General features: G+C 61.3%; 36 protein-coding genes. 33 read left to right on the forward strand and 3 right to left on the reverse strand.

All coding sequences use genetic code 11. The features are described 5' to 3' along the window. Nucleotides 1-17: 17 nt before the first annotated feature. The gene (locus tag V6767_RS12915) at nucleotides 18-680 is read right to left on the reverse strand and encodes a LexA family transcriptional regulator (RefSeq protein ID WP_448473867.1); all 663 of its coding nucleotides are present in this window, start codon (nucleotides 678-680) and stop codon (nucleotides 18-20) included. Between the two features lie 20 nt (nucleotides 681-700). On the opposite strand from V6767_RS12915, the gene V6767_RS12920 reads away from it, so the two are divergent. The 5 genes from V6767_RS12920 (at nucleotide 701) to V6767_RS12940 (ending at nucleotide 2,719) form a co-directional block, all read left to right on the forward strand. Continuing rightward, on the forward strand, nucleotides 701-907 hold the full coding sequence (locus tag V6767_RS12920) for a helix-turn-helix domain-containing protein (RefSeq protein ID WP_448473868.1): 207 nt from the start codon (nucleotides 701-703) through the stop codon (nucleotides 905-907). Continuing rightward, nucleotides 904-1,071, forward strand: coding sequence for a hypothetical protein (locus V6767_RS12925; RefSeq protein WP_448473869.1), 168 nt, complete (start codon nucleotides 904-906; stop codon nucleotides 1,069-1,071). The genes V6767_RS12920 and V6767_RS12925 overlap by 4 nt, the downstream gene beginning before the upstream one ends. Before the next feature lie 225 nt (nucleotides 1,072-1,296). Continuing rightward, the gene (locus V6767_RS12930; protein ID WP_448473870.1) at nucleotides 1,297-1,752 is read left to right on the forward strand and encodes a phage regulatory CII family protein; all 456 of its coding nucleotides are present in this window, start codon (nucleotides 1,297-1,299) and stop codon (nucleotides 1,750-1,752) included. After that, entirely contained in the window at nucleotides 1,752-2,036 is a 285-nt protein-coding gene (locus V6767_RS12935) for a hypothetical protein (RefSeq protein ID WP_448473871.1), read from the forward strand. Before V6767_RS12930 ends, V6767_RS12935 begins: the two co-directional genes overlap by 1 nt. After that, the gene (locus V6767_RS12940; RefSeq protein WP_448473872.1) at nucleotides 2,033-2,719 is read left to right on the forward strand and encodes a hypothetical protein; all 687 of its coding nucleotides are present in this window, start codon (nucleotides 2,033-2,035) and stop codon (nucleotides 2,717-2,719) included. The genes V6767_RS12935 and V6767_RS12940 overlap by 4 nt, the downstream gene beginning before the upstream one ends. An 11-nt stretch (nucleotides 2,720-2,730) precedes the next feature. On the opposite strand, the gene V6767_RS12945 is transcribed toward V6767_RS12940, so the two are convergent. Beyond that, nucleotides 2,731-3,870 (reverse strand): hypothetical protein, encoded by a 1,140-nt coding sequence (locus V6767_RS12945; protein WP_448473873.1) that lies wholly within the window; start codon nucleotides 3,868-3,870, stop codon nucleotides 2,731-2,733. An 86-nt stretch (nucleotides 3,871-3,956) separates the two neighbouring features. Here V6767_RS12945 and V6767_RS12950 point away from each other — a divergent pair, with 86 nt between their 5' ends. The 24 genes from V6767_RS12950 (at nucleotide 3,957) to V6767_RS13065 (ending at nucleotide 19,519) form a co-directional block, all read left to right on the forward strand. Next, nucleotides 3,957-4,307, forward strand: a complete 351-nt coding sequence (locus V6767_RS12950; protein WP_448473874.1) for a winged helix-turn-helix domain-containing protein — start codon at nucleotides 3,957-3,959, stop codon at nucleotides 4,305-4,307. Continuing rightward, nucleotides 4,304-4,687 carry a hypothetical protein gene (locus tag V6767_RS12955; protein ID WP_448473875.1) on the forward strand — a complete coding sequence of 128 codons (384 nt, stop codon included), beginning with the start codon at nucleotides 4,304-4,306 and terminating at the stop codon, nucleotides 4,685-4,687. Before V6767_RS12950 ends, V6767_RS12955 begins: the two co-directional genes overlap by 4 nt. Next, nucleotides 4,678-4,854 carry a hypothetical protein gene (locus V6767_RS12960; protein WP_448463998.1) on the forward strand — a complete coding sequence of 59 codons (177 nt, stop codon included), beginning with the start codon at nucleotides 4,678-4,680 and terminating at the stop codon, nucleotides 4,852-4,854. Before V6767_RS12955 ends, V6767_RS12960 begins: the two co-directional genes overlap by 10 nt. Further along, the gene (locus V6767_RS12965) at nucleotides 4,854-5,183 is read left to right on the forward strand and encodes a hypothetical protein (RefSeq protein WP_448473876.1); all 330 of its coding nucleotides are present in this window, start codon (nucleotides 4,854-4,856) and stop codon (nucleotides 5,181-5,183) included. Before V6767_RS12960 ends, V6767_RS12965 begins: the two co-directional genes overlap by 1 nt. A 5-nt stretch (nucleotides 5,184-5,188) precedes the next feature. Continuing rightward, nucleotides 5,189-5,890, forward strand: coding sequence for a hypothetical protein (locus tag V6767_RS12970; protein ID WP_448473877.1), 702 nt, complete (start codon nucleotides 5,189-5,191; stop codon nucleotides 5,888-5,890). Beyond that, nucleotides 5,887-7,128: a DUF7146 domain-containing protein gene (locus tag V6767_RS12975; RefSeq protein ID WP_448473878.1), complete on the forward strand. Its 1,242-nt coding sequence runs from the start codon at nucleotides 5,887-5,889 to the stop codon at nucleotides 7,126-7,128. The genes V6767_RS12970 and V6767_RS12975 overlap by 4 nt, the downstream gene beginning before the upstream one ends. Next, nucleotides 7,121-8,923 (forward strand): phage/plasmid primase, P4 family, encoded by a 1,803-nt coding sequence (locus V6767_RS12980; RefSeq protein ID WP_448473879.1) that lies wholly within the window; start codon nucleotides 7,121-7,123, stop codon nucleotides 8,921-8,923. Before V6767_RS12975 ends, V6767_RS12980 begins: the two co-directional genes overlap by 8 nt. 410 nt (nucleotides 8,924-9,333) lie before the next feature. Next, nucleotides 9,334-10,101, forward strand: coding sequence for a hypothetical protein (locus V6767_RS12985; protein ID WP_448473880.1), 768 nt, complete (start codon nucleotides 9,334-9,336; stop codon nucleotides 10,099-10,101). Between the two features lie 176 nt (nucleotides 10,102-10,277). Continuing rightward, the gene (locus V6767_RS12990; protein ID WP_448473881.1) at nucleotides 10,278-10,634 is read left to right on the forward strand and encodes an HNH endonuclease; all 357 of its coding nucleotides are present in this window, start codon (nucleotides 10,278-10,280) and stop codon (nucleotides 10,632-10,634) included. Nucleotides 10,635-10,723: 89 nt separating this feature from the next. Beyond that, complete coding sequence (locus V6767_RS12995; RefSeq protein WP_448473882.1) at nucleotides 10,724-11,218, forward strand: AraC family transcriptional regulator; 495 nt, start codon at nucleotides 10,724-10,726, stop codon at nucleotides 11,216-11,218. Continuing rightward, nucleotides 11,218-12,933: a terminase large subunit gene (locus V6767_RS13000; protein ID WP_448473883.1), complete on the forward strand. Its 1,716-nt coding sequence runs from the start codon at nucleotides 11,218-11,220 to the stop codon at nucleotides 12,931-12,933. Before V6767_RS12995 ends, V6767_RS13000 begins: the two co-directional genes overlap by 1 nt. A gap of 3 nt (nucleotides 12,934-12,936) precedes the next feature. Beyond that, on the forward strand, nucleotides 12,937-14,175 hold the full coding sequence (locus V6767_RS13005) for a phage portal protein (protein ID WP_448473884.1): 1,239 nt from the start codon (nucleotides 12,937-12,939) through the stop codon (nucleotides 14,173-14,175). After that, a complete protein-coding gene (locus V6767_RS13010) occupies nucleotides 14,159-14,836 on the forward strand; it encodes an HK97 family phage prohead protease (RefSeq protein ID WP_448473885.1) in 678 nt (225 codons plus the stop codon). The genes V6767_RS13005 and V6767_RS13010 overlap by 17 nt, the downstream gene beginning before the upstream one ends. 29 nt (nucleotides 14,837-14,865) lie before the next feature. Next, entirely contained in the window at nucleotides 14,866-16,068 is a 1,203-nt protein-coding gene (locus V6767_RS13015) for a phage major capsid protein (RefSeq protein WP_448473886.1), read from the forward strand. Nucleotides 16,069-16,122: 54 nt separating this feature from the next. Beyond that, nucleotides 16,123-16,305 (forward strand): hypothetical protein, encoded by a 183-nt coding sequence (locus V6767_RS13020; protein ID WP_448473887.1) that lies wholly within the window; start codon nucleotides 16,123-16,125, stop codon nucleotides 16,303-16,305. After that, complete coding sequence (locus tag V6767_RS13025) at nucleotides 16,302-16,817, forward strand: head-tail connector protein (protein WP_448473888.1); 516 nt, start codon at nucleotides 16,302-16,304, stop codon at nucleotides 16,815-16,817. Before V6767_RS13020 ends, V6767_RS13025 begins: the two co-directional genes overlap by 4 nt. Nucleotides 16,818-16,820: 3 nt before the next feature. After that, the gene (locus V6767_RS13030; protein ID WP_448473889.1) at nucleotides 16,821-17,090 is read left to right on the forward strand and encodes a hypothetical protein; all 270 of its coding nucleotides are present in this window, start codon (nucleotides 16,821-16,823) and stop codon (nucleotides 17,088-17,090) included. Between the two features lie 2 nt (nucleotides 17,091-17,092). Then, on the forward strand, nucleotides 17,093-17,269 hold the full coding sequence (locus V6767_RS13035; protein ID WP_448473890.1) for a hypothetical protein: 177 nt from the start codon (nucleotides 17,093-17,095) through the stop codon (nucleotides 17,267-17,269). Continuing rightward, on the forward strand, nucleotides 17,250-17,609 hold the full coding sequence (locus tag V6767_RS13040) for a head-tail adaptor protein (RefSeq protein WP_448473891.1): 360 nt from the start codon (nucleotides 17,250-17,252) through the stop codon (nucleotides 17,607-17,609). The genes V6767_RS13035 and V6767_RS13040 overlap by 20 nt, the downstream gene beginning before the upstream one ends. Continuing rightward, nucleotides 17,609-18,043 carry an HK97-gp10 family putative phage morphogenesis protein gene (locus V6767_RS13045; protein WP_448473892.1) on the forward strand — a complete coding sequence of 145 codons (435 nt, stop codon included), beginning with the start codon at nucleotides 17,609-17,611 and terminating at the stop codon, nucleotides 18,041-18,043. Before V6767_RS13040 ends, V6767_RS13045 begins: the two co-directional genes overlap by 1 nt. Nucleotide 18,044: 1 nt before the next feature. Continuing rightward, entirely contained in the window at nucleotides 18,045-18,461 is a 417-nt protein-coding gene (locus tag V6767_RS13050; RefSeq protein ID WP_448473893.1) for a DUF3168 domain-containing protein, read from the forward strand. Between the two features lie 40 nt (nucleotides 18,462-18,501). Further along, nucleotides 18,502-18,951, forward strand: a complete 450-nt coding sequence (locus V6767_RS13055; RefSeq protein WP_292058037.1) for a phage tail tube protein — start codon at nucleotides 18,502-18,504, stop codon at nucleotides 18,949-18,951. Next, nucleotides 18,951-19,304, forward strand: coding sequence for a gene transfer agent family protein (locus tag V6767_RS13060; protein WP_448473894.1), 354 nt, complete (start codon nucleotides 18,951-18,953; stop codon nucleotides 19,302-19,304). Before V6767_RS13055 ends, V6767_RS13060 begins: the two co-directional genes overlap by 1 nt. Nucleotides 19,305-19,330: 26 nt before the next feature. Beyond that, entirely contained in the window at nucleotides 19,331-19,519 is a 189-nt protein-coding gene (locus tag V6767_RS13065; RefSeq protein ID WP_448473895.1) for a hypothetical protein, read from the forward strand. On the opposite strand, the gene V6767_RS13070 is transcribed toward V6767_RS13065, so the two are convergent. After that, on the reverse strand, nucleotides 19,516-19,731 hold the full coding sequence (locus V6767_RS13070; protein WP_448473896.1) for a hypothetical protein: 216 nt from the start codon (nucleotides 19,729-19,731) through the stop codon (nucleotides 19,516-19,518). The two genes, V6767_RS13065 and V6767_RS13070, sit on opposite strands and share 4 nt — an antisense overlap. Before the next feature lie 30 nt (nucleotides 19,732-19,761). Between V6767_RS13070 and V6767_RS13075 the strand changes: the two genes are divergently transcribed. Genes V6767_RS13075 through V6767_RS13090 form a run of 4 tightly spaced genes read left to right on the forward strand, consistent with a single transcriptional unit; the run spans nucleotide 19,762 to nucleotide 24,129 of the window. After that, the gene (locus V6767_RS13075) at nucleotides 19,762-22,350 is read left to right on the forward strand and encodes a tape measure protein (RefSeq protein ID WP_448473897.1); all 2,589 of its coding nucleotides are present in this window, start codon (nucleotides 19,762-19,764) and stop codon (nucleotides 22,348-22,350) included. Beyond that, nucleotides 22,350-23,084 carry a hypothetical protein gene (locus V6767_RS13080; protein WP_448473898.1) on the forward strand — a complete coding sequence of 245 codons (735 nt, stop codon included), beginning with the start codon at nucleotides 22,350-22,352 and terminating at the stop codon, nucleotides 23,082-23,084. The genes V6767_RS13075 and V6767_RS13080 overlap by 1 nt, the downstream gene beginning before the upstream one ends. Beyond that, entirely contained in the window at nucleotides 23,084-23,707 is a 624-nt protein-coding gene (locus V6767_RS13085; protein ID WP_448473899.1) for a hypothetical protein, read from the forward strand. The genes V6767_RS13080 and V6767_RS13085 overlap by 1 nt, the downstream gene beginning before the upstream one ends. After that, nucleotides 23,704-24,129: a DUF6950 family protein gene (locus V6767_RS13090; protein WP_448473900.1), complete on the forward strand. Its 426-nt coding sequence runs from the start codon at nucleotides 23,704-23,706 to the stop codon at nucleotides 24,127-24,129. The genes V6767_RS13085 and V6767_RS13090 overlap by 4 nt, the downstream gene beginning before the upstream one ends.

Genomic DNA, 24,129 nt, shown 5'->3' on the forward strand with positions numbered 1-24,129 from the left:
GTGAACAGATTAGGCGTCTAAGCCCCATTCCCCAAGCTCTCGCGCGGCAAGATCGCGAAAATCTCGCCAAGCCACACCGGCACGGCATTTTCGATCGGCGGTGCATTTGTTGAGTAGAGCGTTGTCGGGTTGCCGCGCATGATGGTCTTGACGAAACGGCGGCCGTCTTCGGTGCGCACTACCGCCTCTTTGCCAAAGAACCATTCGCCCGGCCGCCGCTGCTCGCGATAGACCACAAGCACCATGCCGTCGCGATAGACGGGCAGCATGGAGTCTCCCCGGATCTGGAAAGCGATCATTTCAGCGGGAAGCGCAAAGGGTATGTGTATCTGTTCCAAGCCCTCCGGCGGGACCTGTTCAAACTCTGGCTGAACCTCGGCGCCCGCGCCGACGTAGCCCACAAGCGGGACATTCGTTGGGGGAGGGTCGTCCGAGATTATGTCGGCTGGTGACACCCCGAAAGCGGATGCTGCGCGTTCGATGTAGTCGATGTTCAGCCGCCTCTCATTGCGCTCGAGCTTTATGTACTGGCTCTTGGAAACGCCCATGGCGGCCCCAGCCTGCTCGTGCGTCATGCGCGCTTTTTCCCGGTGGAATTTCAACTTGTTACCCATAGCAGGGAAGATACGCGGCTGAAAAAATCTGTCGCGCCCCATTTTGGGGTTGTCGATATTCCCCATATTGTGTAACTTCAGCGATCATGAAGCTGAAGCAGTACCTCACAGAGAAGAACATCACGCCAGAAGCGTTTGCGGCTCTGGTGGGCGGCGTTTCTGAAAGCGGCGTCCGCAAGTGGATGTATGGCGAACGGGTGCCGAGGCGGGAGCAGATGATTGCTATTGCCGAAAAGACTGACGGCCTCGTCATGCCCAATGACTTCCTGTTGCCCCAGGTGCCTGCCCAATGATGATCCGTGTGACGATCGCTCTGCTGGCCTGGGCTTTTCTGATGCCGATGCACTGGCCCTATGCCGCCTTCGCCATTGGCGCGATGTGGCTGGCATGGTCGGTTCGCCAGTTCATTGGCGGGTTTCGCATGGGGATCGACGAGATGACGCGGGGGCGGGAATGATGCCGCGCGTTTCAAGCCTTCCGCGCATCGGGCGCTCCTCCTCCCCGCCCGCGGGAAATGCGCGGTTGCGGCCCGGCCTGTTCGTTCCTGCCGGACAGGCCGGGCGGGTTTGCTGTTCATGGTCGTGTTCTCCGTTTTCCGATGGGGTGACGATAGGCCCGCGCGCGGGGCGGATCACCGCAGAATTTTTCGAAAAATCTTCCTTGCAATTTCCGGAGGCTCGCCATGCGCGTGATCACTGAAGACGACGGGCGCGCGCTGAAGGCCGCATCGCGGCGCGCGGTGAAGGCGGCGGGCGGCGGCGAGGCGCTTTCGCTGGTCTCGCGGGTTTCTGCCGCGCAGCTTTCCAAATACGGCCTTGCCGGCGAGGATCATGCCGAAACCTTCATGCCGCTGGACGTGGCGCTTGAGGCCGACCGCGAGGCCGGCGCGCCGATCATCGCCGCCGCGCTTGCGGCCGCGCAGGGGTTCCGTCTGGTCTCGGCCGATGGCGAGGATCATGCGCATGATCTCGATTACCGCGACGTGACCACGGTGAGCGTTGCCTTTGCCGGGTTTCAGACCCGGATGCATGAGGCGCTTTCAGACGACGGCAAGGTGGACGAGGCTGAACGGCGCGCGATCATGCGCGACTTCGACAAGCTGATGCGGGCGCTGTTTCAGGTGATGGGGCGGGTGTGATGAACGAGCTTGCCCGCATCATTCCGATCCCGCTGCCTTTTTCCCATGGCTATGAGGCGCATACCGACATGCGGGCGCGGCTCGCCGTGGAAGGCGGGCGCGACTGGCGCGGGCCGGAGCAGATGCGGGCGCGGATGCCGGGGCATGCCATCACCCGGGAGAGGTACAAGCCGCAGCCGCCGCGCGCCTGCAAGCTGACCGAGGTTTGCGGCTTCAGCATGTGCCATGTGTGCGGCGGCAATGACATCTATGACGCGCCGTTTACCTGCGGGGTGGCGTCATGAAGTGGACACCTGCCAAACTGCGCGAAGCGGCCGCAATGAAGCGGGGCGGCTGCACCTATGGCGATATCGCTGCGCATTATCGGGTTTCGCGGTCATCCGTGCTCGGGATCGCGAACCGCAACCGCGATCTGTTTCCCAAGGAAGACGAGAGCGAGCGGGCTGCGCGCTATGAGCAGCGTCGCGGCGCTGAGACCGCGCCGGAAGCACCGGCCGCGCCGCGCTTTCAATGGACGGATGCGCTGCGGGCCGATGCGGCGCGGCTTTATGCCGAGGGGCAAAACGCGCGGCAGATCAGCGAGGCGATGGGGTGTTGCTATTCGAGCGCGACGAAGATGATCGCGGCGAACCCGGCTCTGTTTCCGAAGAAGAAACGCGTTGTCGAAACGAAGCCGTCGATGGCGGTCAAGCCCTCGGCTCGGCTCGCAGGCCTGGCGCTGCCGGGGCGGCCGGATGGTTCCGCCGCCAAGCCGCGCCCGGTGGAGGTTGACCTTTCGCAGTTCGCGATCGCCGGGGTTACCCCGAAAACCATACTGACGGTCGGCGCTGGCGAATGCCGGTTTCCGCTTTCGGCCGCCGATGCCGCCGGCGGGCCGGATATGCCTGTCTGCGGCGCGCCGGTGCGGGCGGGCGCGAGCTGGTGCCCGACGCATTGCCGGGACGTGTTTGAGGGAGCGGCGGAATGATTGTGATGTCGTCAGGGCGTGATTGGTGCGCGCGTCCATCCACCGCTCTGATCGGGGATGGCATTGAACCAATGATTCGCTTCAAGGATCTTTGGCTGAAGAAACAAAGCCCAATCGCTGAAGCCGTCTTCAGCTCGGGGTGGTGTAGCTACATCATAGTAGGAGCCGGCAAATTTCTCTTTAGTCAGAGAAAGAGCGGTCGAGCCGAAGACGTCATCTTCGCCAGCATAGATTTCTGCGCCGCTAAAGCAGCAGGCAGAGAACTGATTAAAGGCGAAAGTAGCTCTACTGATCCTGCCGATTTTGCACTCCTTAAAGTCGCAGTCGAAAAAGGCTGTTCGGCGTTCGCCAATATCATCCGTGATGAAGCTACGAATTATTGTGACCAACATAAACTCGCTAAACGGGTCGCGCTGAATTTCGAAAAGTGGTCCAACATTCGCGCTCAAGTCTTCGGTCGCGGATGCATGACCAAAATTCTGAATGACGCCACCCCTGTAACTTTGGGAAGCGAAGCCGCGAACGGAGCGCCAAAAGCTCATTTGATCTTCCGTCTTGAACGTGGCGTGGATAGAGGACCTAAGTCCCATATCATCAGCGCGCAGCAATTCGTCACGTATGCGTTGCAAGTAATTGTCTGCTTCCAATTTTGTCGAATTCTGGCGCCACTCGCTTCCGATGCTGTCAAGCGCCTGGATCGAGTAGCGTCTTTTGGGATCGCCAATGACCGTCGCGAGGGCTGCAATAGCAGCTCTCTTGCTGCTGTCTCCTTCTTGATTCAGAAGCTTCGTGCCTTCCATGAGGAGATCGACGTAAGAGGCGTTATCATTTGCGTCATTCTGACGAATTATCTGGTTGATCTGCTCCCTTTGCAGATTGACCTGTTGGTCGGTCATCATGCCGCGCCAGACGACTGTGGTGAAGGTTATCAAGGCGATAAATCCAGCTCCGATGCGCCAGAATATTTCGACACGTTTTTCGGCTTCGCCTGGAAATTTGTCACTCTCAAAGACGTACCAGCCGGAAAACAGCAGAAATGCAAGCAGAAGGCACAGAAGAGTGAGCGAGACGGACAGCCAGAAGCGCGGGTCGCGTATTGGCCATCCACTACGATCGTTCTCTTCGTCTGTCTCGTTCTGATTGCTCGCCATGACGCCCCCCACTTCGTTCGCGGTCTGAGAAAACATGGCATGGCAGCATCGCTGCCTTCAAGCGCAATAGTTGCGGGGAGGGCGGAATGAGTGGGTGTCTGGTTTCCCTTGAAGAGATGGAAGAGCTTCGGGAGCGCAACCGCCAGCTCGAAGCTGCACTGGTCGGACTGGCCGATACCGCGCTTGCCATGGACCTTGGCCTGACTCCGATCGAATTCACCATTTTCCGGGTGTTGAAGACGCATCGCGTTGTGAGCCGCGAGGCGCTGATGACGGCGCTCTATAGCGGGCGGCCGCAAGATCCTCCTGATCCCAAAGTCATCGACGTGTTCATCTGCAAATTGCGGAAGAAGCTTGCGGCGCACGGTTTTGACATTGCGTCGCAATGGGGAACCGGGTGGCGTCTGGAGCGCGGGCCGGAAGGCGGTGCGCGATGACCGGCACGCCCAGAAAGCGGCTTTACATCATCACCGACGATGCGCGGCGCGCGTGCCTGACGGTGTTCGGGATCGGGCTTTACGGATTGCCGGACTGGGCCGAGATCGTCACCACGCCGGAAGGGATCGAGGCTATTCCCGCAGGTTCTTTGCACCGGGGTATCTGGCATATCGAGAGTTCCGATAGCCGCACAATGCAGCGGTTGGCGACCGAGCGCTGGGCGCGGGGCGAGCTGGTGACTGCGCCGCAGGCCTTCATGGACAAGATCGAGGCGATGATTGCCGAGCGCGACCGCAGGCCGGATGCGCCGGGCGCGGCCGCGATCGCCAGCGAACAGAACCGACAGCCAACAGCGAGGAAGGCGAGCAAATGGCACTGATCGAATTGAACGCCGACTGGGAAAAGCGCGAGTTCGGCGTGTTCGGCCTGGCGCGCGATGCGTGGCGGGTTTTGAGCGAGGCCGAACGGCGGGAGGCGGAAGCCTTGCGCCGGGAGAAGCTTGCCGAATGGGGCGAGCGGCCCGCGCGGACGCGGGAGGCGGGCTGATGCGGCGATACCGGATGCGCGGCGAGCGGGTGCCGATCCTGCTGGTGATTGCCATGAACCGCCATGAGGCGGCGCGGGCGATGGAGGAGCATGGGCTGGATTTCGGGCGCATGGAAAACATGCGGATCGTGACGAAGGCCTATCTGCTTTCGCAGTGGTCTGCCGGGGCGGCTTATATCACCGCGTTTCGCGAGACATGGGGCGCCACGGCCGAGGGTCGGGCGCTGGACGACGTGCTTTCGATCCGCACCCGCAGCCATGCGCTGCGGCCAGCGAACGAGCGCGATCTGGCGCCGTTGATGCGGGTGATGAGGGAGGCTGCGGAGTGAAGGCGATGCGCGTTCTGATCGGCTGCGAGACCTCGGGTCGGGTGCGGCGCGCCTTTGCAGCGCTTGGGCATGATGTATGGTCGTGCGACCTGCTGCCTGCGGAAGATGGCAGCAACCGGCATCTCATCTGCGATGTCCGTGACCTTTTGCGTGATGGCTGGGACTTGCTCGCCGTGATGCATCCGCCGTGCACGCGGCTTTGCAATAGTGGCGTCCGCTGGCTTTCAGGTCCGCCGACAAATCCGCCTGTCGAGGCGACAGCGGCCGAACGACAGTCCTGGGCCGGCCTGGGCAAGGATGACCGGCTCGCGATCATGTGGCGGCTTCTGGATGAGGGCGCTGCGCTTTTTTCCGCCTGCTGGAATGCGCCGATCCCGCGTATCGCCATCGAAAACCCGGTCATGCACCGGCATGCCAAGCAGCGCATTGTGAATTATCAACCGCCGGCGCAGACCGTGCAGCCCTGGTGGTTTGGCGACCCCGCCTTCAAGGCGACATCGTTCTATCTGCGCGGTCTGCCAAAGCTGGAGGCAACCGCCCGGCTGACGCCGCCGAAGTCCGGAACAGACGACCATCGCGCATGGTCGATCGTGCATCGCGCGCCGCCCGGACCTGAGCGCTGGCGGCTTCGTTCGCGGACCTATGAAGGCATTGCCGCTGCCATGGCGTCGCAATGGGGCGGGGCGGCGATGGAGGCTGCGGAATGAGCGCGGCCATTGATGCCTTTGTTGCCGAGGCGCGGGCGATCGATCTTGCCGATTATGCGGGGCGGATCGGGCGGGTTCCGGTGCGCGGCGCGGAATGGGTCGGGCCGTGCCCTTCAGCCGGCGGCAAGGACGGGTTTGCGGTGAACCCCGGCAAGGGCGTGTGGAACTGCCGGAAATGCGGGCTTGGCGGGCATGATGCGATCTCGCTGGCCGCGCACGAGCTGGGGCACGACCTGAAGAGCCGGACGGGGTTTCTGGAGGCGTGCGCTGCGGTTCTGGACCGCGCCATACCGGATCCTGACCAGCGGGAGACGGACGAAGAACGGGCGGTGCGGGAAGCGCGGATGGCGGCGGCGCGGGAGAAGGCGAAACGTCAGGCCGAGGCTCACGCCGAAAAGCAGAACCGGTATCGGCAAATAGAGATCACGAAGGCGCGCGGCATCTATTTTCATGCATCTATGGTGGCCGGATCGGCCGGGCGCGCCGTGCGGGACTATCTGCGGCTGCGCTGCGGGGCGGATATGGATGACGCCGTGTTCGAGAATATCCGGTTCGACGACCGGCATACCTATTGGCACGACAAGGATGAATTTGACAATCCGCTTTCGCTCCATGTCGGGCCGGCGATGATTGCGCCTTATGTCGATCTGACCGGCAGCGTGACCGGGTGCCATGAGACGTGGATAGACCTTCAGAACGCGCCGAAATACCGGCCGGTGCTGATCTGCCCCAAGGAAGGCAAGCGGCTTTCCGCCAAGAAGATGCGCGGCGCGAAGAAGGGATCGGTGATCCCGGTTTGCGGCGATCTTTCGGCGCGGCGGTGGGTGCTTGGCGAAGGAATCGAGAATGTCGCCGCGGTGGCTGCGCTGGAAGGGTTTCGCGCCGACACATTCTATGGCGCGGCCGGGGATATTGGCAATCTTTGCGGCCCGGCCGAGGGGCGCGAGCGCCACCCGACGCTGACCATGACCGACAAGCGCGGCCGGGTGCGGGCGGTGACCGTGCCCGGGCCGCTGCCGAAGGCGGGGCTTGCGCCCGGCGAATGCCTGGATGCGCCAGACCATGTCGACGACCTGGTGCTTGTCGCCGATGGCGACAGCGAGCCGGTGGAAACCGCCTTTGCCATGGCGCGGGCGGAACGGCGGTTTGAGCGGCCGGGACGCGTGGTGGCGACCGCGTGGCCGCCCGAAGGGGCAGGGGACTTTTCAGAGGTGATGACGGAGGCCGATTTTGCCTGAGAACAAGAAGAAAAAAGGCGGGCTTTCGCCGGAGGCTGAGGAGGCGATTGCCAAGAGGGCGGCCGGACGTACTGCCTATCTGAAAAACCCGGACCCTTTGCCGGTGCTGGAGGCTGAGGAGGAGGAATCTGTCCTTGATCTCTCAGCCGAAGAGATCACCGAAGAATGCGCTGCGCTGCCCGAGACCGATATTGGCAATGCCAACCGGTTTTTGACGCGGTATGGCGATCGCGTTCGCCATGTCACGCATGTCGGCTGGCATGGCTTTGACGGCAAACGCTGGCTTGAGGATCAATCCGGCGCGAAGGTTCGGGTGTGGGCGCACCGCACGGCCGAGATGATCGACGAAGAGGCGATCAGCCTTGATTGCTCAGAGCGGGAACGCGCGGACATCGATGCCGGTCGGCAGGCGCGCGAGGAAATGCGGGAGCTTGGAAAGCGCGGCAAGGACTGGGATGCCGAGAAGCTGGCGAAGTTCGACAAGCTCCAGAAACTTATCGATGCTGACGATCTGGCGGACAAGGACCGGCGCGGGCGGCAATCCTCCCGGCATAACCACGCCAAGAGCTCGGCGGGATCTTCGAAGATCAACAATATGCTTGCCGAGGCTGCGCCCTATTGCTCGCTGTCCGTCCAGGACCTCAATACCGACCTTTACGCGCTGAACACCGTCAACGGCACGCTGCGCTTCTTCACCGTCACCTCCGCTGCCGGAAAACCGGTCTGGCAGTGCCGGTTGGACAGGCATCGCTCGACAGACCTGATTTCGAAGCTGGCAGAGGCCCAGGTGTTCTCCGATGCGGGTTGCCCGACCTTCCTCCAGTTCCTCATTCGCGTGATGCCGGACCCGGACAGGCGGGCTTTCCTGCAACGCTATATGGGCTATTGCCTGCTTGGACTGACCGGCGAGCAATGCCTTGTGTTCTTCTACGGTGCGGGCCGGAACGGGAAATCCACCTTCGTCGACCTGATGGTGGAAATCCTTGGCGACTATGCCGTTTCTATGTCGATCGACAGCTTTGCGGGCGACAGCCGCAGAGGCGGGGCCGAGGCGACGCCTGACCTTGCCCGATTGCCCGGCGCGCGCCTGGTGGCGGCTTCCGAGCCGGAAATGGGTGTTCAACTGAAGGATGCGCTGATCAAGACGCTGACCGGCGGCGAGCCGATCGCGGTGCGGCGGCTGCATCAGGACTTCTTCGAGCTGATACCGCATTTCAAGATCATCCTTTCCGGCAACCACAAACCGCAAATCCGCGATGACAGCGACGGCATATGGCGGCGCGTTCATCTGGTGCCTTGGGAAATCCAGATACCGGAGGAAGAGGTTGACCGCGATCTGCCGCGCAAGCTGCGGCAGGAGCGCGACGGGGTGCTGGCATGGATGATCAAGGGCGCGCTCGACTATCTCCAGAACGGGCTTCAGGTGCCGGACAGCATACGGCTTGCCACTGCGGAATACCGGGAGGAGAGCGACCCGATTGGGGCGTTCCTGCGGAATGCGTGCGATATCACGGGCAAGGATGACGATACGGAACGGCCGGACGTGCTCTACGAGGCTTATTGCCGATATGCGAGCCGAGAAGGCTTGTCCGAGTTCAAGAAGGCGACCTTCACCAAGCGGCTTCCAGATCAGACCCGGAAGACCTGGAAGGGTCGCGATGGGATGATGCACTCGTTTCGGAGGGCCCGTTCCAACGGGACCGTCTACTACGGCATTCGCATTGGCGAGGAGTGGCGTTCTGGAGGTGATGGCGTTCCGCCTCCCCCAAACGAGGATTGGCCCGATGCATTTTGAGCGTGAAACCCGGACCCTTCGAAGGGCAGGCTGGGCAGGTGCCGCCTTACTTGCCCTTGAGTTCATATCTGAGGGTGCGGACTTCGGACACGTAGGACAGCAAAAACAAAGTGCTGGACAGGAAAGCCACTAACAGAAGGTTCGGAAAATTGAGGATAATCATAGGCTTGATGCGCGACGGACAGGTAGGACAGCAAATCTGCACGTTTATGTGATGCGCGCGTAAATGAGAGAAAGAAAGTGGTGGTGGCCTCATCACGTAAACCTCACAATTTGCTGTCCTACCTGTCCGCTTGTTCATAAGTATATGTATTTGTTTGATTTATACGCCCTTCTTAAGGGCGTTCTACCTGTCCATTCTAAATATCCATCTGTCCTAGATGTCCAAAACGGCAAAAGGAGCCTGGAAAATGAAGAAAATGACCATTCAGCAGTTGCTGACCTGGGCTTTCACGGAGGAGCTCTGCAAGACGGAAGCGACGGGCGGTCGGATGTCGCCACGGCTGAGCAGCGCGAATGCTGGGCTGAACGCTGCCGGCGAGCTTGGCACGATCATCGCCCGCACGCCGAACGAATGGGGCGTCGTGCCGACATGGGAGGAGGGTGTTGCGCCGGACCCTGATGCGCTGATCGTGGGCGATGCCGTGAAGGCGCTCACCGGAACGGGGTTCGACATTCCCGAAGGCTGGCAACCGTTTCCGGAATGGGTGAATGACGATCACGGGTTGATCGCCGGCGAGGTTGACCGGGTGCTTGCCGAAGAGCGCGGACATGGCGTGCGGCGCACCGGCTCGCATGCCTTCAGCCTGATCGTGACATGCGCGGTGCTGAAGCGCGGGCCGGACTGGTATGCCGAGCGACCGAAGGTGCGGATGGTGGAACGGCAGGGCAAGCCGGTCTGGTTCATCGCCAAGCGCCAGAAGGACAGCTTCGGGCGCTGGCATGAGGTGGAGACGGATGGCTATGACCGCAAAGCCAAGCGGCCGAAGCGCGGGGCCTATCGGAAATACGTGCTGTCTCACGGGTTGCGCGGCGAAATCCAGTCTCGGATCGACTGGATCGTGTGGCAGGCGGCGCTGCAGATGCTGGAACGGGAGCTTGCTGGCAGGCTGGGCGAAAAACAAATCACCCCCATGCGTATCAACATGGCACCGTGGATGAGGGAAGTTCACGCGTGAGGCGTTCGGTTATCATTTTGATTTAGAAGGGGAAATGTGGCCTCATTTTTCCCTTGATTTGCGGCAGTGAGTTGACATACCTTGATAGCATAGAAAAGGTTTACGTAGACCCGCCAGCGGATAGCCCGCTCGGCGGGTTTCGTTTTTGCGGAATAGCCGCAGCATCATCGGACATCATGGGCAGACTTCACAATCTCGCACCGCGCATCACGTCGTCGGCGCCGCGCATCGGTTCGTCCGTTGGTGACAGCCGGTCGCATGATCGGGAGCGGGAGGCGCGGGCTCCGTGGCGCAAATGGTATCGGACCGCGCGATGGGGCCGGCTTCGGCTCAAGGTGTTCGAGCGTGATCTGTTCCAGTGTCAGATGGAAGGTTGCGGGCGCATTGATGGTGACCTGTCGAAGCTCGTTTGCGACCACGTCAAGCCGCATCGCGGCGACCAGCGGCTGTTCTGGGATGAACGCAACCTGCAAACGCTCTGCAAGCCCTGCCACGACAGCCTAAAGCAGCGGCAGGAGCGCCGCGAGGGCTGACCGCTCAGGCGAGGCAGGGGGGGCAAAAAGTCTGGAGGGTCGGCCGACCGCGAACCGGCGGCTCTCTCATTCGGAGATTTTTTTTCGACATGACCGAGTATTTCGACCTGTTCGGCGATCCGGACACGTTTCCGTCGGGCAGGCGCGGCCGTCCGGCGCATAAGGTGACGCGGAAATCTCGTAATAAAGTCAAGATGTTACTTGCTCTTGGCTGGTCGAATGACAGGATTGCAAACGCGATCGATTGTTCGCTGCCGACGCTGAGAAAGCATTATTTTTCAGAGCTTAAGCAGCGAACTAGCCAGCGAGATCGCCTCGAAGCCTGGAAGTTCGAGAAGCTTTTCGAACAGGCGGAAAAAGGGAATGTCGGCGCGATGCGTGAACTTGATAAGGCGATCGAGAAGAACGACCGCATGCTGGCAGCGAAAGTCATTCGCGATGCGCAGGGCGACGATGATGCGCCGGTTCCGGCGGAGAAGATTGGGAAGAAGGAAAAGGCCCGCCGTGAAGCCGCGCAGATTGTGGCGACCAGCGACGGTGAGGATGGCTGGGGCGGCCTTCTGAAGCCGGGATATAAGCACTGATGTCGAAGATGGTAGACCGTTCCACCGCGAAAACGTGGTCGACGGCTGTTCTCGACTGGGAAAAGCGGCTTCTGGCACAGGAATCTCTGATACCGGATCTTCCGCTTTTCGATGAGCCCGCCGAAAAGGCGCTCAGGATTTTCAAACGCCTCAAGGTTCCGGACCTCGTCGGAACGCCGACATTCGGCGAGGTGTGCGAGGAGTGGGTGTTTGACCTTGTCCGCGTGATATTCGGCTCCTACGATCCGGAGAAGCGGCGTCGCATGATCCGCGAATTCTTCGTGTTGATCCCGAAGAAGAACGGAAAATCAGCTATCGCCGCCGGCATCATCGTGACGGCCGCAATCCTGAATGAGCGCCCGGAAGCGGAGCTGATCCTGATCGCGCCGACGCAAAGGATTGCCGGCATCGCGTTCAAAACGGCGCTCGGCATCATCCGCCTCGACAGCACGCTGACAAAACTATTCAAGCCTCAGAGCCATCTGAAGCAGATCACCCATCACGACACACTTGCGGTGATCATGATCCTTTCGGCCGATGGCGATGTCATTACGGGCTCAAAGGGCACGTTCATCCTCGTCGACGAAACCCATGTTCTTGGCAGTAAGGCCAAGGCTGGCGAAATCTTCGTCGAGCTTCGCGGCGGCCTGGCATCGCGAGACGATGGGTTTCTTCTGCAGATCACGACGCAGTCGAAGACGCCGCCGACAGGACAGTTCGAGCGTGAGCTTCAGCAGGCGCGGGACGTTCGCGACGGCAAGCTCGACCTGCCGTTGCTCGCAGTGCTTTACGAGCTTCCGAAGAAGCTGCAGGAAGACGAGACCTGGAAGGACGAAAGCGTCTGGCCGCTGGTCAATCCGAACCTCGATCGGTCTGTTTCGCTCGAATATCTGCGCGACGAATACCGCAAGGCCGAGCGCGAGGGCGCCGACGCCATGGCGTTGTTCGCCTCGCAGCACCTCAATGTTCAGGTCGGCGTCGGGCTCGGGACCGGGGCTTGGGCCGGCGCCGAATACTGGTTGCAGGCAAAGCGTGATATCTCGTTTGACCGCATCGTCGAGACCTCTGACGTCTGTGTTGTCGGCGTTGACGGCGGCGGCCTCGACGACCTTCTCGGTCTCGCCGTCCTCGGGCGTCACGCGGAAAGCAAGGTCTGGCAGCACTGGGGCAAGGCCTGGGCGGACAGGGATGTCCTGAAACTGCGCAAAAGCATCGCGCCCGAGTTGCAAAAGCTTGTCGATGCCGGCGATCTGACGCTGGTCGACAACCTTGAGGAAGAGGCGAACACCGAGATCGTCGATATTTGCGTTCAGCTTCGCGAGGCCGGAAAGCTGCCGGAACAGCGCGCGATCGGCATGGACCCGGAGGGTGTTGCCAGCATCATCGATGCGCTGATCGATGCCGGTTTCGAGATTGATGATATCGAAGCCGTCTCGCAGGGCTATCGCCTAAATGCCGCGATCAAATCCGTGCCGGTCAAGTTGAAAAACCGGTCATTCGTTCATTGCGGCCAGCGGATCATGACGTTTTGCGTCGGGAACGCCAAGGTCGAGAAGCGCGGCAACGCCGTGATCGTCACCAAAGCGCAGAGCGGCACGGCGAAGATCGACCCGCTCATGGCGCTGTTCAACACCGTCATGATTATGAGCCGCAACCCTGTCGCCAACGAAAATGCGAAAAACATGGACGGCTACTTTGCCGCACTTGAGGCCTGAAACATGGGACTGATGCAGAAGGCTCTTTCGGCTATCGGCCTGCAGCTTAAATCCCAGACCACGATAACCTGGGCGGATGGTCGTGATGTTATGGGTTTTGGTGGAGCGGGGGATGCTGGCGAGATCGTAACACCACGGTCAACACTCGGTCTTTCTGCGGTGTGGGCATGCGCGAACCTGATCAGCGGCACAATGTCTTCGCTTCCATTTGAGGTGCATCGTCGCGACGGCAAATTCTCGGAGGTCGATAGAGAGCACCCTTTGCATCGCGTGATCTATGAGAGCCCGAATTTCGACCAGACTGCGCTCGATTTCTGGGATTTCATGAATCTGTCGCTTGAGCTTTGGGGCAACGCTTACGCGAGCATCACGAGAAACGGTTCGGGCTCTGTCGTTTCGCTCTATCCGATACACCCCGAAGCTGTATCGGTTCGCCGTATCGAAAGCGGGCGCATAGAATATCGCTGGACGGACGAGCGCGGCGCATGGCGGAAGATAGATCGCGATGTTCTGCATGTTCGCGGGCCGGGCGGTAACGCCCTTGGCGGCATGTCGACCTTGTCGTTCGGCCTTCAGACGTTCTCGTCGGCCCAGGCGGCCGATCGGGCGGCTGCCAGCATGTTCCGCAACGGTCTGCGTCCCTCTGGCGTCATCAGCTTCAAGGAATGGCTAAACCCGGATCAGCGTGCGGCGGCCGAAGAAGGCGTCACGCGTAAATATCAGGGCGCGATAAATGCAGGGAAGCCCTTCATCGCCGAAGGCGGCATGGAGTGGAAGGACATCAGCATCAGCCCCGAGGATGCTCAGATGCTCGAAACCAGACAGTTCTCGATTGAAGAGGTTTGCCGCTTCTTTCAGGTTCCGCCTGTGCTGATCGGTCATGCCGGCAAAACAACCGCCTGGCCGACAAGCGTCGAGCAACAGATGCTGATGTTTACGAAATTCTATCTTCGGCGCCGTGTGAAGCGGATGGAGCAGGCTGTCTATCAGCAGCTCTTCACCACTGACGACAAAGCGCAGGGATATACCGCCCGGATCAATATGGATGGGCTTCTGCGCGGCGACAGCAAGACCCGATCGGACTTCTATCGGACTATGACCCAGATCGGCGCCATGACTATCAACGAAGTCCGTGCTCTCGAAAACCTCCGTGCCGTCGACGGCGGCGATGAGCCGAGAATGCAGTCACAGAACATTCCTATCACACAGACTGAAGGTCTGACCAATGATGCACAAGGCTAGTCCCGTCCTCGCCATCAAGGCGATGGACGATGAAACCGGTGAATTTTCCGGCTACGGATCGACGTTTGGCGGCGAACCGGATGCCTATGGCGACATCGTCATGAAGGGAGCGTTCGAGGCGTCTCTGGCCGCTCACAAGGCCAAGAGTACGATGCCAAAGATGTTCTGGCAGCACAATTCCGGTGAAGTCATCGGCAGGTGGCTTGAGGCCAAGGAAGACGACCACGGCCTGTTGATGAAGGGCAGGCTGAACATGGATGTTCAGAGAGGTCGTGAAGCATACGCCCTGCTGAAGGCCGGCGATATCGATGGCTTGTCTATAGGCTACGGCATCGTCGACTACGAGGCCGATAAGAAGAATGCGGTCTGGTACCTGAAAGAACTCGATCTCTTCGAGGTATCGGTGGTTTCCATCGGCGCCAACGAGAACGCAACTGTTTCAAGCATCAAGGCCGCTCGTGCCGCACATGAACTCATTGAACGCTTGAAGGCCGGGGACCGGCTGACGGAGCGCGAGTTCGAGGATTTGCTCAAGGGGAGCTTGGGGTTCTCGAATTCACAGGCGGAGCGTGCCGCACGCCTCCACCTGAAGGGGCAGGGGGAGCCTGCCGAAGCGGCGGATGACGAGGCTCAGTTCTGGGCCGCAATGCGGGGCAATTAGCCCCATCACCCGACAAACAGGAGGTTCCCATGACGGAACAGAAAACGGCTGCCGAGCTTGCGGCCGAAACCAAAGCTGCATTCGAAAAGTCGATCGATGCGGTCAAGAAGATTGCAGAGGATGCGCTCGGCAAGGCTGCTGCCGGCGAGAAGCTGTCGAGCGGCGTGAAAGAGCAGGCCGACGAAGCTCTTCTCAAGATGAACGGCTTTAAGGCCAAACTGGAGGAGATCGAGCAGAAGCTCGATCGCGGCGGTCCGACCGAGGATGAGCACAAGACCTTCGGCGAGCACTTTGTGGACGATGAGGGCGTCAAGGCCTGGCTTGCGTCTGACCCTTCTTCGGGCCGCAAGGATCTTCGCATCAAAGCCACACTCACCACGGCGACGACTGATGCAGCGGGCTCGGTGGGCGCCGCGGTTCAGACCACAAGGTTGCCGGGTATTCAGGAGCTGCCGCAGCGGCGCATGACCGTTCGCGACCTGATTTCTCCCGGTCGCATGGACGGCAATTCTCTTGAATACGTCCAGGAGAAGGGGTTCAACAATAATGCCGCTCCGGTTGCCGAAGGTGCGGCCAAGCCTTCGTCGGACATCCAGCTCAACCTGATCACCACGTCGGCCAAGGTCATCGCGCACTGGATGAAGGCGTCGAAGCAGGCTCTTTCCGACATTTCGCAGTTGCGTTCGCTGATCGATAACCGGCTTCTTTATGGCCTCTCTTTCGTCGAAGAACAGCAGCTTCTTAACGGCGACGGAACGGGGCAAAACCTCAATGGCATCATCCCCCAGGCGACGGCGTACGCAGCACCGACGGGCGCTCCGGCGGCGGGTACCTCGCTTGATGTCCTTCGCATCGCGATGCTGCAGGCGGTTCTGGCCGAGTATCCTGCCACCGGGCATGTTCTGAACCCGATCGACTGGACGGGCATTGAGATGCTGAAGGATGCCGATGGCCGATACATCATCGGCAACCCGCAGGGGACGGCGACGCCCACGCTCTGGAACCTCCCCGTCGTTTCGACGCAGGCTCAGCAGCAAGGCAAGTTCCTCACCGGTGCTTTCCGTCTCGGCGCTCAGCTTTTCGATCGTTGGGATGCCCGTATCGAGGTCGGCTACGTGAATGATGATTTCACCAAGAACCTCGTCACGATCCTCGGCGAAGAGCGCCTTGCTCTCGCGGTCTATCGTCCGGAAGCCTTTATCTACGGCGATATCGCCGTTTCCGCACCGTAAACAGGGTCAACCATGAGAGGGGCGCATTGCCCCTCTCAATCTATGGAGAGTGAAATGGCAAGGTTCCTGGTGAAGCGCATTCACATCGGCGACAAGCCCTATCAGGTTGGCGATACACGCGAGGCCAATCCGTCGGAAGTCGCACATCTCGTTCAAAATGGCGTTCTGAAGCCGATCAAATCCAAGGCGAAGAACGTGGCCAACAACAAGGCCATGAAGGCGCCGAACAACAAATGACAACGCTTATCCCGGTCCTCGTGACGCCGCCGGACGAAAAGCCTGTCTCCCTTGAAGATGTCAAACGGCACCTAGCCGTTGATTTCGCTGATGATGACAGTCTGATCGCCGACCTGATCGATGGCGCAATAGCGCATCTCGATGGCTGGCGGGGCGTGCTCGGTCGGGCAATCATGCCTCAAACGTGGTTGGCAAAATCGACTTGTGGCGGTCGTTATCTCCTTCCATTGCCGGATGTGACATCGGCCAGCGTTGTCTACGGTTCCGAGGATCCTGTCTCGCTTGAATTGGAGACTACTGCTGGGGGGGCTCTCGTCACCCTTACCGGTGCTGGGTCGGTGGAATTTGAATGCGCCCTGCCGGCATCGCAGCTTTCGGTCTGCAAGGTGGCGATCATGATGTTGGTCGCGCACTGGTATGCCAATCGCAGCGCCGTCTCCAATGTCGCCATGGAAGAGGTGCCTTTCTCGGCGGCTATATTGATCAATGGGTTAAGGCACAAAAGGATCTAGTCCATGTGGAACCGCGAAGCCAATCAGCCTTCCGCTCTTACATTCGGGAGTAAAGGCAGCGCAATCGATCTATCGGGCGGCGACGTCACTCTCGGCGCGAGCGTCAAGGCCGTGGTCGTCACCTCGGAAGGCACGGTGAGCTATCGTCCTTATCGCGAAAATGCCGGATCGATCGACTTCGGCAATCTACCGGTCGGCTATGCGCTGCCGCATGTCCCCGGCATGATTTTCGCCAGCGGCACGTCCGCAGAGCTGGCGACGGTGGAGGACTGAGCGTGGTCTGGGTTGTGTTCAGCGAGCCGTATCGGTGGGTTCCGCCGCTGCGGAAGTCCGTTACGCTGAAGCATCAGCCCGGCATCGCGATCAATGTAACGCGCGATTGCGCGCGGGCGGCGATCCGCGACGGGAAGGCCGTGAAGGCGGAAAAGGTCAATGGCAATACCGGAAAGTGATGGCGGCGGGCTGCGCTTCCGGCTGCATTTCCAGAAGCGCGGCACGGACGATGATGGCTTCGGCAATCCGGTCGCTGGGCCATACGAGACGGTTTTCACCCAGCGGGCGAAGATGATCGCGCGGATGGGGACCGAAACCGTGATGGCTTCGCGGCTGCAGGGCGTCCAGCCCTATACCGTTCGCATCCGCTACAGCGCGCAGGCCGCCGCAGTGACGGCAGACTGGCGGATCGTTGACGCGCGCAATGGCCGGGTGTTCGCGATCAAGGCGCCTCCGGTCAATGTCGACGGGGAAAACCGCTGGATTGAAATCCTGGCGGCGGAGGGCGAGCCGAACTGATGGCTCGCCGTTCGACGATCCTGAACCGCGCGCGGCTTCAGCGCAAGCTCGACCGACTGCCGGCCGAGGCGAAGTCGGCAATCAAGGGCGCGATGGCCGAAGCGGCCGACGATATCGTCCGCATGATGAAATCGCTCGTGCCGGAGGATAGCGGCGCGCTGAAGGACAGCATCGGCTGGACCTGGGGCAGGGATATTCCGAAGGGCGCGGTGATCGCCGCCGTGGTGAAATCGGCGCTCGGCAATGATCTCACCATCACGGTCTATGCCGGCAATGACGAGGCATTCTGGGCGCGGTGGGTTGAATTCGGAACCGTGAAGATGCCGGCGCAGCCATATTTTTACGTGTCCTATCGCGCCAACCGGAAGGCGGCGAAACGCAAGATCAGAAAGGCGACACGGGACGCAGCCCGGAAGGTCGCGAAAGGCGGCTGAGATGGACGCGGGTTTCGAGCTCTATGTGGCGATCATCGCCAGGCTGAAGGCGTCCGCCGCTGTTTCGGCGTTTGTCGGCAGTGGCGTTTATGACAGGGTCCCTTCCGATCCGAAACCGTCTTCGCCGTATATCTCGATGGGGCCGAGCGATGCGACGCAGGATGACGCGGAATGCATTGCCGGTCTGGCTTTCTATTTTCAGATCGACATCTGGTCCTGGGGCGCTGGCGAGGCCTTCGGATCGGCGGAAGTCCGCAAGATTTCGGGCGCCGTGCGCGATGATCTGCACGAGGCTCCCATTGTGCTTTCGAACAATGCCCTGGTGATGATCGAGCATCGGGTCACCCGCGTGATGCGCGATCCCGATGGCGTCACCAATCACGCCGCCATGTCGTTTTCGGCTTTCATCGAAACCTGATTAACCGCTGCCGCCGGCAGCATAACCATGGAGATGTCCAATGGCACCCCCCGTAACAGCGCGCTTCGGAAAGATGCTCATCAAGCTCGGCGATGGCGCGACGCCGACCGAGGTTTTCGCCGCGCCCTGCGGTTTGACTTCGAAATCTATTACCTTTTCGAAGAACCTGTCCGAGGTCGATCTCCCGGATTGCAACGATCCGGATGCCGCGACCTGGCTTGGCCGCGACGTGCAGAACCTCTCGGCCTCGGTCTCCGGCGACGGCGTTCTTCCCGCCGATGCGGTCGAGACATGGTGGAACGCCTTCAAGGCGGTAGAGTCCATCAACGTCGAAATCTCCATCGAATATTCCACCGGCACGATGCTCTGGGAAGGTGCGGTGCACCTCGAAAGCTTCGAGCCCAGCGCCGAAAAGGGCGGCCGCGTTCAGGCATCGATCTCGATGCAGAGCGACGGCGCTCTGACCGGAACCTGGACGGCGGCGACCTGATGCGCGATGCCAGGATCGAACAGCCCTTTGCCGATGGCGACTATAGTTTTCGCCTCGGCTGGGGACAATTCGTTGAGCTCCAAGAAAAGGTCGATTGCGGGCCGTTCGCGCTGCTTGACCGGATCAATTCCGGACAATGGTTGGTCGGCGACCTGTCCGAAACGATCCGCCTCGGCCTGATCGGCGGCGGGTCGAAACCGACTGATGCCAAGAAGCTTGTCGATCGTTATGTCACCGATCGCCCCCCTCTGGAAAACCTCGAGCTTGCGCGCGCCGTCCTGATGGCCGGGCTTGTCGGCGCGCCGGATGAAGCGCCGGGGGAGCCCGAAGCGCCAGCCGCAGAGACGCCATAGACGACCTTCCGCGCGGAAAAATCCGCGTGAGAAAGATATACGCGGCTGGCGCCGTACTGGGCTTCACCCCCCAGCAGGTCAACGCAATGTCGATGTTCCAATTTCAGGCGGCGATCGATGGATACGTCGCGGCGCACAGCTCTGATGACGGGGCCGGAAAGCTCAGCGAAAGCGACGCCGACGAAATCTGGGACTGGATGCAGGACAGGATCTAGTCCCTGCTGGAGTATTCTCTCCCGATCAGCATGAGCGGCAGGGCGGCGATCGCGAGAAAGGCGCCTATGCCCATCAGGACCATGTCGAACGTGCCCGGACCATAGGCGTTTCCGGTCATGCGGTAGATTCCTGTCAGGAATACCGCCGGTCCGACAAAGCAGCATACGACCCCCAAAATGCCATGTCCGGTAAAATACTGGGTGGTTTTCATGAATTCCCTCCTTGATCAGAAAGTAGCCTCGTGCCCGCAACCGATCTTGAAAAATTGGTCGTGCAACTCTCGGCCGATGTCAAGGCCTATGAGCGCAACCTTGCCAAGGCGTCCGGGGCCACGACGCGCGAGCTTCGCAAGATCGATCGCCGCGTTGCCGAAATGGACCGCAGGCTTGCGAGTTTCGGGCGCAATGCCTTTCGCGGCTTGCTGCTTTCGACAACCGCGCTCGGCTCGGCATTGTCCATCCGTGAGGTGCAGCAATATGCTGATGCCTGGACCGGCGCGAAGAACGCGCTTGCGGTCGCTGGCGTTGTCGGCCGGAACCAGGTCGAGGTGCTGGACGCGCTATATGCATCGGCGCAGAAGAATGCGACGCCGATCACGGCGCTGACCGGCCTTTTCGGAAAGGCGGCGCAGGCGAATGACAATCTGCAGCAGTCGCAGGAACGTCTGTTGCAGTTCACCGACGGTATTGCCGTCGCCCTGCGGGTCGAGGGTAAATCGGCGCAAGAGGCGTCAGGCGCGCTCACGCAGCTCGGTCAGCTTCTCGGCTCCGCGCGCGTCCAGGCCGAGGAATTCAACTCGATCAACGAGGGCGCGCGCCCGATCCTGATCGCCGTCGCCAACGGGCTCGATGCCGCAGGCGGCTCCGTTTCGAAGCTCAAGCAGCTCGTCAACGAGGGCGAGGTTTCCGGCCGGCAGTTCTTCGATGCATTCATGCGCGGTTTCCCCGTGGTCGAGCGGATGGCGGCGAACGCGACGCAAACGATCGAGCAGGGCGTCACGAAGGTCGACAACGCTTTCACGCGCTATATCGGACAGACGGATGAAAGCTTGAGCGCGTCGCAGCGCCTTGTTGCTGGGCTCAATGCGCTCGCCGACAACTTCGACGAAGTGGCGGATGTCTCGCTGAAGCTTGCGGCCGTGCTTGCGGCAGGCCTTCTCGGTCGCGGCATCGCCGGAATGATCGCGACGCTGCCGGAGGCGGTGATTGCCGTGCGCGCGTTGACGGCCGCCATGAAGTCCGGAACCGTGGCCGCAGGCCTGTTCCGCGCCAGCCTCGGCCCGCTCGGCCTGATCGTTGGGATTGCGGCCGGCGCCGCAATTGCCTTTGGCGATTTCGGCAGCGCGGTGGACGATGCCACGCAGGCTCTTGCCGACCAGGCCGGTTCGGCGGACCATGTCACCAGCATGATCGCGGACGTGCAGAAGGCGCAGGACGCCTATCGCGCGGCGATCCGGCAGACGGCGGATGCGCAGACGACCGCCACCAGCAGCATCGTGGCCGACACGAAGCGCGAATTCGAGGCCAAGAAGTCGCTGCTCGAGCTTGAGTTGAAGCGGCAGCGTGCGCTGATCGCCACACAGCAGGCCGCGATCGCCGAAAAGGGCAAGGATCTTCGCGCCGATGTCGGCGGGCAGGTTTTCACCAATAACGACTACATCGCGCGGGGCTATGGCGATCGGCAGAACGGCCCCTATGTCCGTCTCCCGGACGATTTCACTGCCCTTGAGAAGACGCAGAAGGCGATAGAACAAAGTCCGGCCTTCGACGATTTGAAGAAGCTTCGCGCCGAATTGACGCTGACGGAACTGACGGCGAACAAGCTTGATGAGGCCCTGGCCACGACCTTCGCCGATCCGGGCGGCGGTAGCGGCGGCGGATCGGATAGCGGCGGCGACGGGTCGGATAAGGACAAGAAGAAGTCCGGAGGCAGGGACCGGATATCCGACTATGAGCGGTTGAAGATACGCATTGCCGAAACGACGTCGGCGCTGGCCGCCGAAGCGGATGCGCAGGGCCGATTGAACCCCTTTGTCGAGGATTACGGGTTTGCCCTGCGGAAAGCGCAGGCCGAGCACGATCTTTTGACGGCAGCGCAGAAATCCGGCCTTGAAGTCACCGACGCGCTTCGTCAGTCAGTCGCCACGCTCGCGGATGCCTATGCCACCGCATCGGTAGCGGCCGATCGCGCGGCCGAGGCGAACGACAAGCTCAGGCAGTCCGCCGACGATGTTCGGGCCACCTCCAAGGATGCCATGGGCGGGTTCATCTCCGACCTGGTCGCAGGCACGTCCGCCGCAGACGCGCTGGGGAACGCGCTCGGCCGTATTGGCGACAAGCTGCTTGATCTGTCGCTGGACACGCTGTTCGGGACCGGTCCCGGCCTTGGCGGGTTCTTCTCGGCTCTTTCCGGTCTCGGCGGCGGCGTTCGGTTGGCGGGCGGCGGGCGCGTGTCCGGGCCGGGCGGGTCGCGCGGGGACAAAATTCCGGCGCGGCTTTCCGACGGCGAATATGTCGTCAATGCGCGCGCGACGCGGGACAATCTGCCGCTGCTGGAGGCGATCAACAGCGGCAAGGCGATGAAGCTTGCCGCCGGCGGGCTTGCGAGCCGGTATCGCATGCCGTCGATGTCCTCGCTTCAGGCCGCGCGGGGCGGAGGCGATACGCATGTCAGCCTCGGCGGGATCAGCATCGCGGTTCCGGAAGGGACAAGCCCACAGGATGCCGAAGCGATCGGGCACGTCGTCCAGCGCAAACTTGACCAGTTTTCGCGCTATGTGTTGCCAGGGCGCATTCAGGAGATCAACCGCAACCCGAACAGGGTGGGCTGATGAAGTCGCTTTCGCAGTTTTTCGACCGTTTGAAACTGATGCCCATGCGTTGGGATATCCAGCGAAACGACGAATTGTCGGGCACCGGCGAGGGCGTGGTGTATCAGGCCGAGCTTGCGCCGCCGCTCTGGAAGGCGGATATCACGATCCGGCCGGTGCGGCTGACGGAGGCACAGGCGATATCCGCGCTTGTGCGCGGCCTCGACGGAGCGCTGGAGCCGTTCCTGTTTCGCGATCCCTATATCTGCGGCCCGCGGCTTGATCCGGCTGGAGCCATCTTTCGCGGAGAACTGGCTGAATATGCCGCCACCGACGCGAATACAGGCAAGACGATCTATGCCGCCGCAGTAATGGATTTTTCGGCGGGGTTTTATCTGTCGCCGGAGGACCCGACTGTCACCGTGCAAAGCGCTGGCGGTCGATCTCTGGCGCTGACTGGGTTGCCCGGCGGATATGCCTTGTCGATTGGCGATAAAATCCAGATCGTGACCGCCGGCGGGAGACATGCATTTGTCGAGGTATCCGAGGATGTGACCGCGAACGGCGGCGGGGTGACATCTGCGTTTCAGGTGTTCCCGAGCCTGCCCGCTTCAGTGTCTTCTGGCAATGCCGTGACGCTGATCCGTCCGGCATGCCCGTGCATTGTCGTTCCGGGGTCATTTCAGGCGGGCTCGGTCAACGGCAATATCGTGTCCGGCATGGGTTTTTCGATCGTGCAGAAGCGGGGCGTGTGATGAAGAGCGTTTCGGCAGCTTTTATCGCGGCGCTTGTCGGCGCGCGGGAGAAGGGGCTTGTGGCGCGGTCGCTGGTTTATGTGACAGCGCGGGACCGGGCGACGGGCGTGCCGGTCTCGCTCGGTTTCTGGACCGGGGGCGAGGATCTGGATATCGACGTGATCGACGGGTCGAGCGGCGGGATCGTGACGCGGACTTATCTCGGCGACGTCAATCTTGAGGTTCCGGAAATCCCGCGCGTTTCCGACATGACGATCCAGACGGTCGATATCCGGCTGTCGCAGATCGCGCCGGCCGTGCAGCAGCTCGTGCGCGGCTGGGATGCCCGGCTTGCCTCTGTCGAGGTTCATCAATTGCTGATCGATCCGGCGACGGGGCAGGCGGCGGGGCCGGCTGAGGTCACGTTTCTTGGCATTGTCGACGGCGAGCCGGTGGAAACGCCGGCGGCGGGCGAGGAGGGCGGGATCACGCTGCACCTGATCTCGGCCGCGATCGCCATGCTGGCGCGCACCAATCCCCTGAAATCCTCCTATGAGGGCCAGAAGCGCCGGTCGGATGACCAATGGGGCCGGTATTCCGGCGTTGTCGAGAACTGGGATATTCCATGGGGGCGGGCGGCATGAACACGCTTATCCGCATCGATGGCTGGCGGGCGCGGTTTGATGCCGCCTGCGATGCCATGCGGCGCAAGCCATTTTCCTGGGGCGATCACGATTGCCTTGTCGGGCTTGTCGGCGACAGCGTGGAAGCGTTGACCGGCGCCGATATCGTCTCGCCCTGGCGGGATCGCTACACCACCGGCGTCGGCGCGCTGCGCGTGTTGCGCAATGACGGGTTTACCGATCTTTCCGACCTGGTCGCGACGATCCTGCCGGAAATCCATATCTCGCGCGCCCGCCTCGGTGACATCGCGGCCATTCCGTCCGATGACGGTTTCGGCTCCGCGCTCGGCGTCGTCAATGGCGAGCGCATTTTCGTGCTGAGGCCGAAGGGCTTCGGGACGGTCGATCTCTTCAGCGCAACGCGCGCTTTCCGCGTCGGGTGA

This window comes from Martelella sp. FLE1502 (assembly GCF_053484255.1).

Bases quoted from the DNA above. Each gene is read 5' to 3' on its own strand.
- V6767_RS12915 (WP_448473867.1), bottom strand. From the start codon at position 680: ATGGGGAATATCGACAACCCCAAAATGGGGCGCGACAGATTTTTTCAG.
- V6767_RS12920 (WP_448473868.1), top strand. From the start codon at position 701: ATGAAGCTGAAGCAGTACCTCACAGAGAAGAACATCACGCCAGAAGCG.
- V6767_RS12925 (WP_448473869.1), top strand. From the start codon at position 904: ATGATGATCCGTGTGACGATCGCTCTGCTGGCCTGGGCTTTTCTGATG.
- V6767_RS12930 (WP_448473870.1), top strand. From the start codon at position 1,297: ATGCGCGTGATCACTGAAGACGACGGGCGCGCGCTGAAGGCCGCATCG.
- V6767_RS12935 (WP_448473871.1), top strand. From the start codon at position 1,752: ATGAACGAGCTTGCCCGCATCATTCCGATCCCGCTGCCTTTTTCCCAT.
- V6767_RS12940 (WP_448473872.1), top strand. From the start codon at position 2,033: ATGAAGTGGACACCTGCCAAACTGCGCGAAGCGGCCGCAATGAAGCGG.
- V6767_RS12945 (WP_448473873.1), bottom strand. From the start codon at position 3,870: ATGGCGAGCAATCAGAACGAGACAGACGAAGAGAACGATCGTAGTGGA.
- V6767_RS12950 (WP_448473874.1), top strand. From the start codon at position 3,957: ATGAGTGGGTGTCTGGTTTCCCTTGAAGAGATGGAAGAGCTTCGGGAG.
- V6767_RS12955 (WP_448473875.1), top strand. From the start codon at position 4,304: ATGACCGGCACGCCCAGAAAGCGGCTTTACATCATCACCGACGATGCG.
- V6767_RS12960 (WP_448463998.1), top strand. From the start codon at position 4,678: ATGGCACTGATCGAATTGAACGCCGACTGGGAAAAGCGCGAGTTCGGC.
- V6767_RS12965 (WP_448473876.1), top strand. From the start codon at position 4,854: ATGCGGCGATACCGGATGCGCGGCGAGCGGGTGCCGATCCTGCTGGTG.
- V6767_RS12970 (WP_448473877.1), top strand. From the start codon at position 5,189: ATGCGCGTTCTGATCGGCTGCGAGACCTCGGGTCGGGTGCGGCGCGCC.
- V6767_RS12975 (WP_448473878.1), top strand. From the start codon at position 5,887: ATGAGCGCGGCCATTGATGCCTTTGTTGCCGAGGCGCGGGCGATCGAT.
- V6767_RS12985 (WP_448473880.1), top strand. From the start codon at position 9,334: ATGAAGAAAATGACCATTCAGCAGTTGCTGACCTGGGCTTTCACGGAG.
- V6767_RS12990 (WP_448473881.1), top strand. From the start codon at position 10,278: ATGGGCAGACTTCACAATCTCGCACCGCGCATCACGTCGTCGGCGCCG.
- V6767_RS12995 (WP_448473882.1), top strand. From the start codon at position 10,724: ATGACCGAGTATTTCGACCTGTTCGGCGATCCGGACACGTTTCCGTCG.
- V6767_RS13000 (WP_448473883.1), top strand. From the start codon at position 11,218: ATGTCGAAGATGGTAGACCGTTCCACCGCGAAAACGTGGTCGACGGCT.
- V6767_RS13005 (WP_448473884.1), top strand. From the start codon at position 12,937: ATGGGACTGATGCAGAAGGCTCTTTCGGCTATCGGCCTGCAGCTTAAA.
- V6767_RS13010 (WP_448473885.1), top strand. From the start codon at position 14,159: ATGATGCACAAGGCTAGTCCCGTCCTCGCCATCAAGGCGATGGACGAT.
- V6767_RS13015 (WP_448473886.1), top strand. From the start codon at position 14,866: ATGACGGAACAGAAAACGGCTGCCGAGCTTGCGGCCGAAACCAAAGCT.
- V6767_RS13020 (WP_448473887.1), top strand. From the start codon at position 16,123: ATGGCAAGGTTCCTGGTGAAGCGCATTCACATCGGCGACAAGCCCTAT.
- V6767_RS13025 (WP_448473888.1), top strand. From the start codon at position 16,302: ATGACAACGCTTATCCCGGTCCTCGTGACGCCGCCGGACGAAAAGCCT.
- V6767_RS13030 (WP_448473889.1), top strand. From the start codon at position 16,821: ATGTGGAACCGCGAAGCCAATCAGCCTTCCGCTCTTACATTCGGGAGT.
- V6767_RS13040 (WP_448473891.1), top strand. From the start codon at position 17,250: ATGGCAATACCGGAAAGTGATGGCGGCGGGCTGCGCTTCCGGCTGCAT.
- V6767_RS13045 (WP_448473892.1), top strand. From the start codon at position 17,609: ATGGCTCGCCGTTCGACGATCCTGAACCGCGCGCGGCTTCAGCGCAAG.
- V6767_RS13050 (WP_448473893.1), top strand. From the start codon at position 18,045: ATGGACGCGGGTTTCGAGCTCTATGTGGCGATCATCGCCAGGCTGAAG.
- V6767_RS13055 (WP_292058037.1), top strand. From the start codon at position 18,502: ATGGCACCCCCCGTAACAGCGCGCTTCGGAAAGATGCTCATCAAGCTC.
- V6767_RS13060 (WP_448473894.1), top strand. From the start codon at position 18,951: ATGCGCGATGCCAGGATCGAACAGCCCTTTGCCGATGGCGACTATAGT.
- V6767_RS13070 (WP_448473896.1), bottom strand. From the start codon at position 19,731: ATGAAAACCACCCAGTATTTTACCGGACATGGCATTTTGGGGGTCGTA.
- V6767_RS13080 (WP_448473898.1), top strand. From the start codon at position 22,350: ATGAAGTCGCTTTCGCAGTTTTTCGACCGTTTGAAACTGATGCCCATG.
- V6767_RS13085 (WP_448473899.1), top strand. From the start codon at position 23,084: ATGAAGAGCGTTTCGGCAGCTTTTATCGCGGCGCTTGTCGGCGCGCGG.
- V6767_RS13090 (WP_448473900.1), top strand. From the start codon at position 23,704: ATGAACACGCTTATCCGCATCGATGGCTGGCGGGCGCGGTTTGATGCC.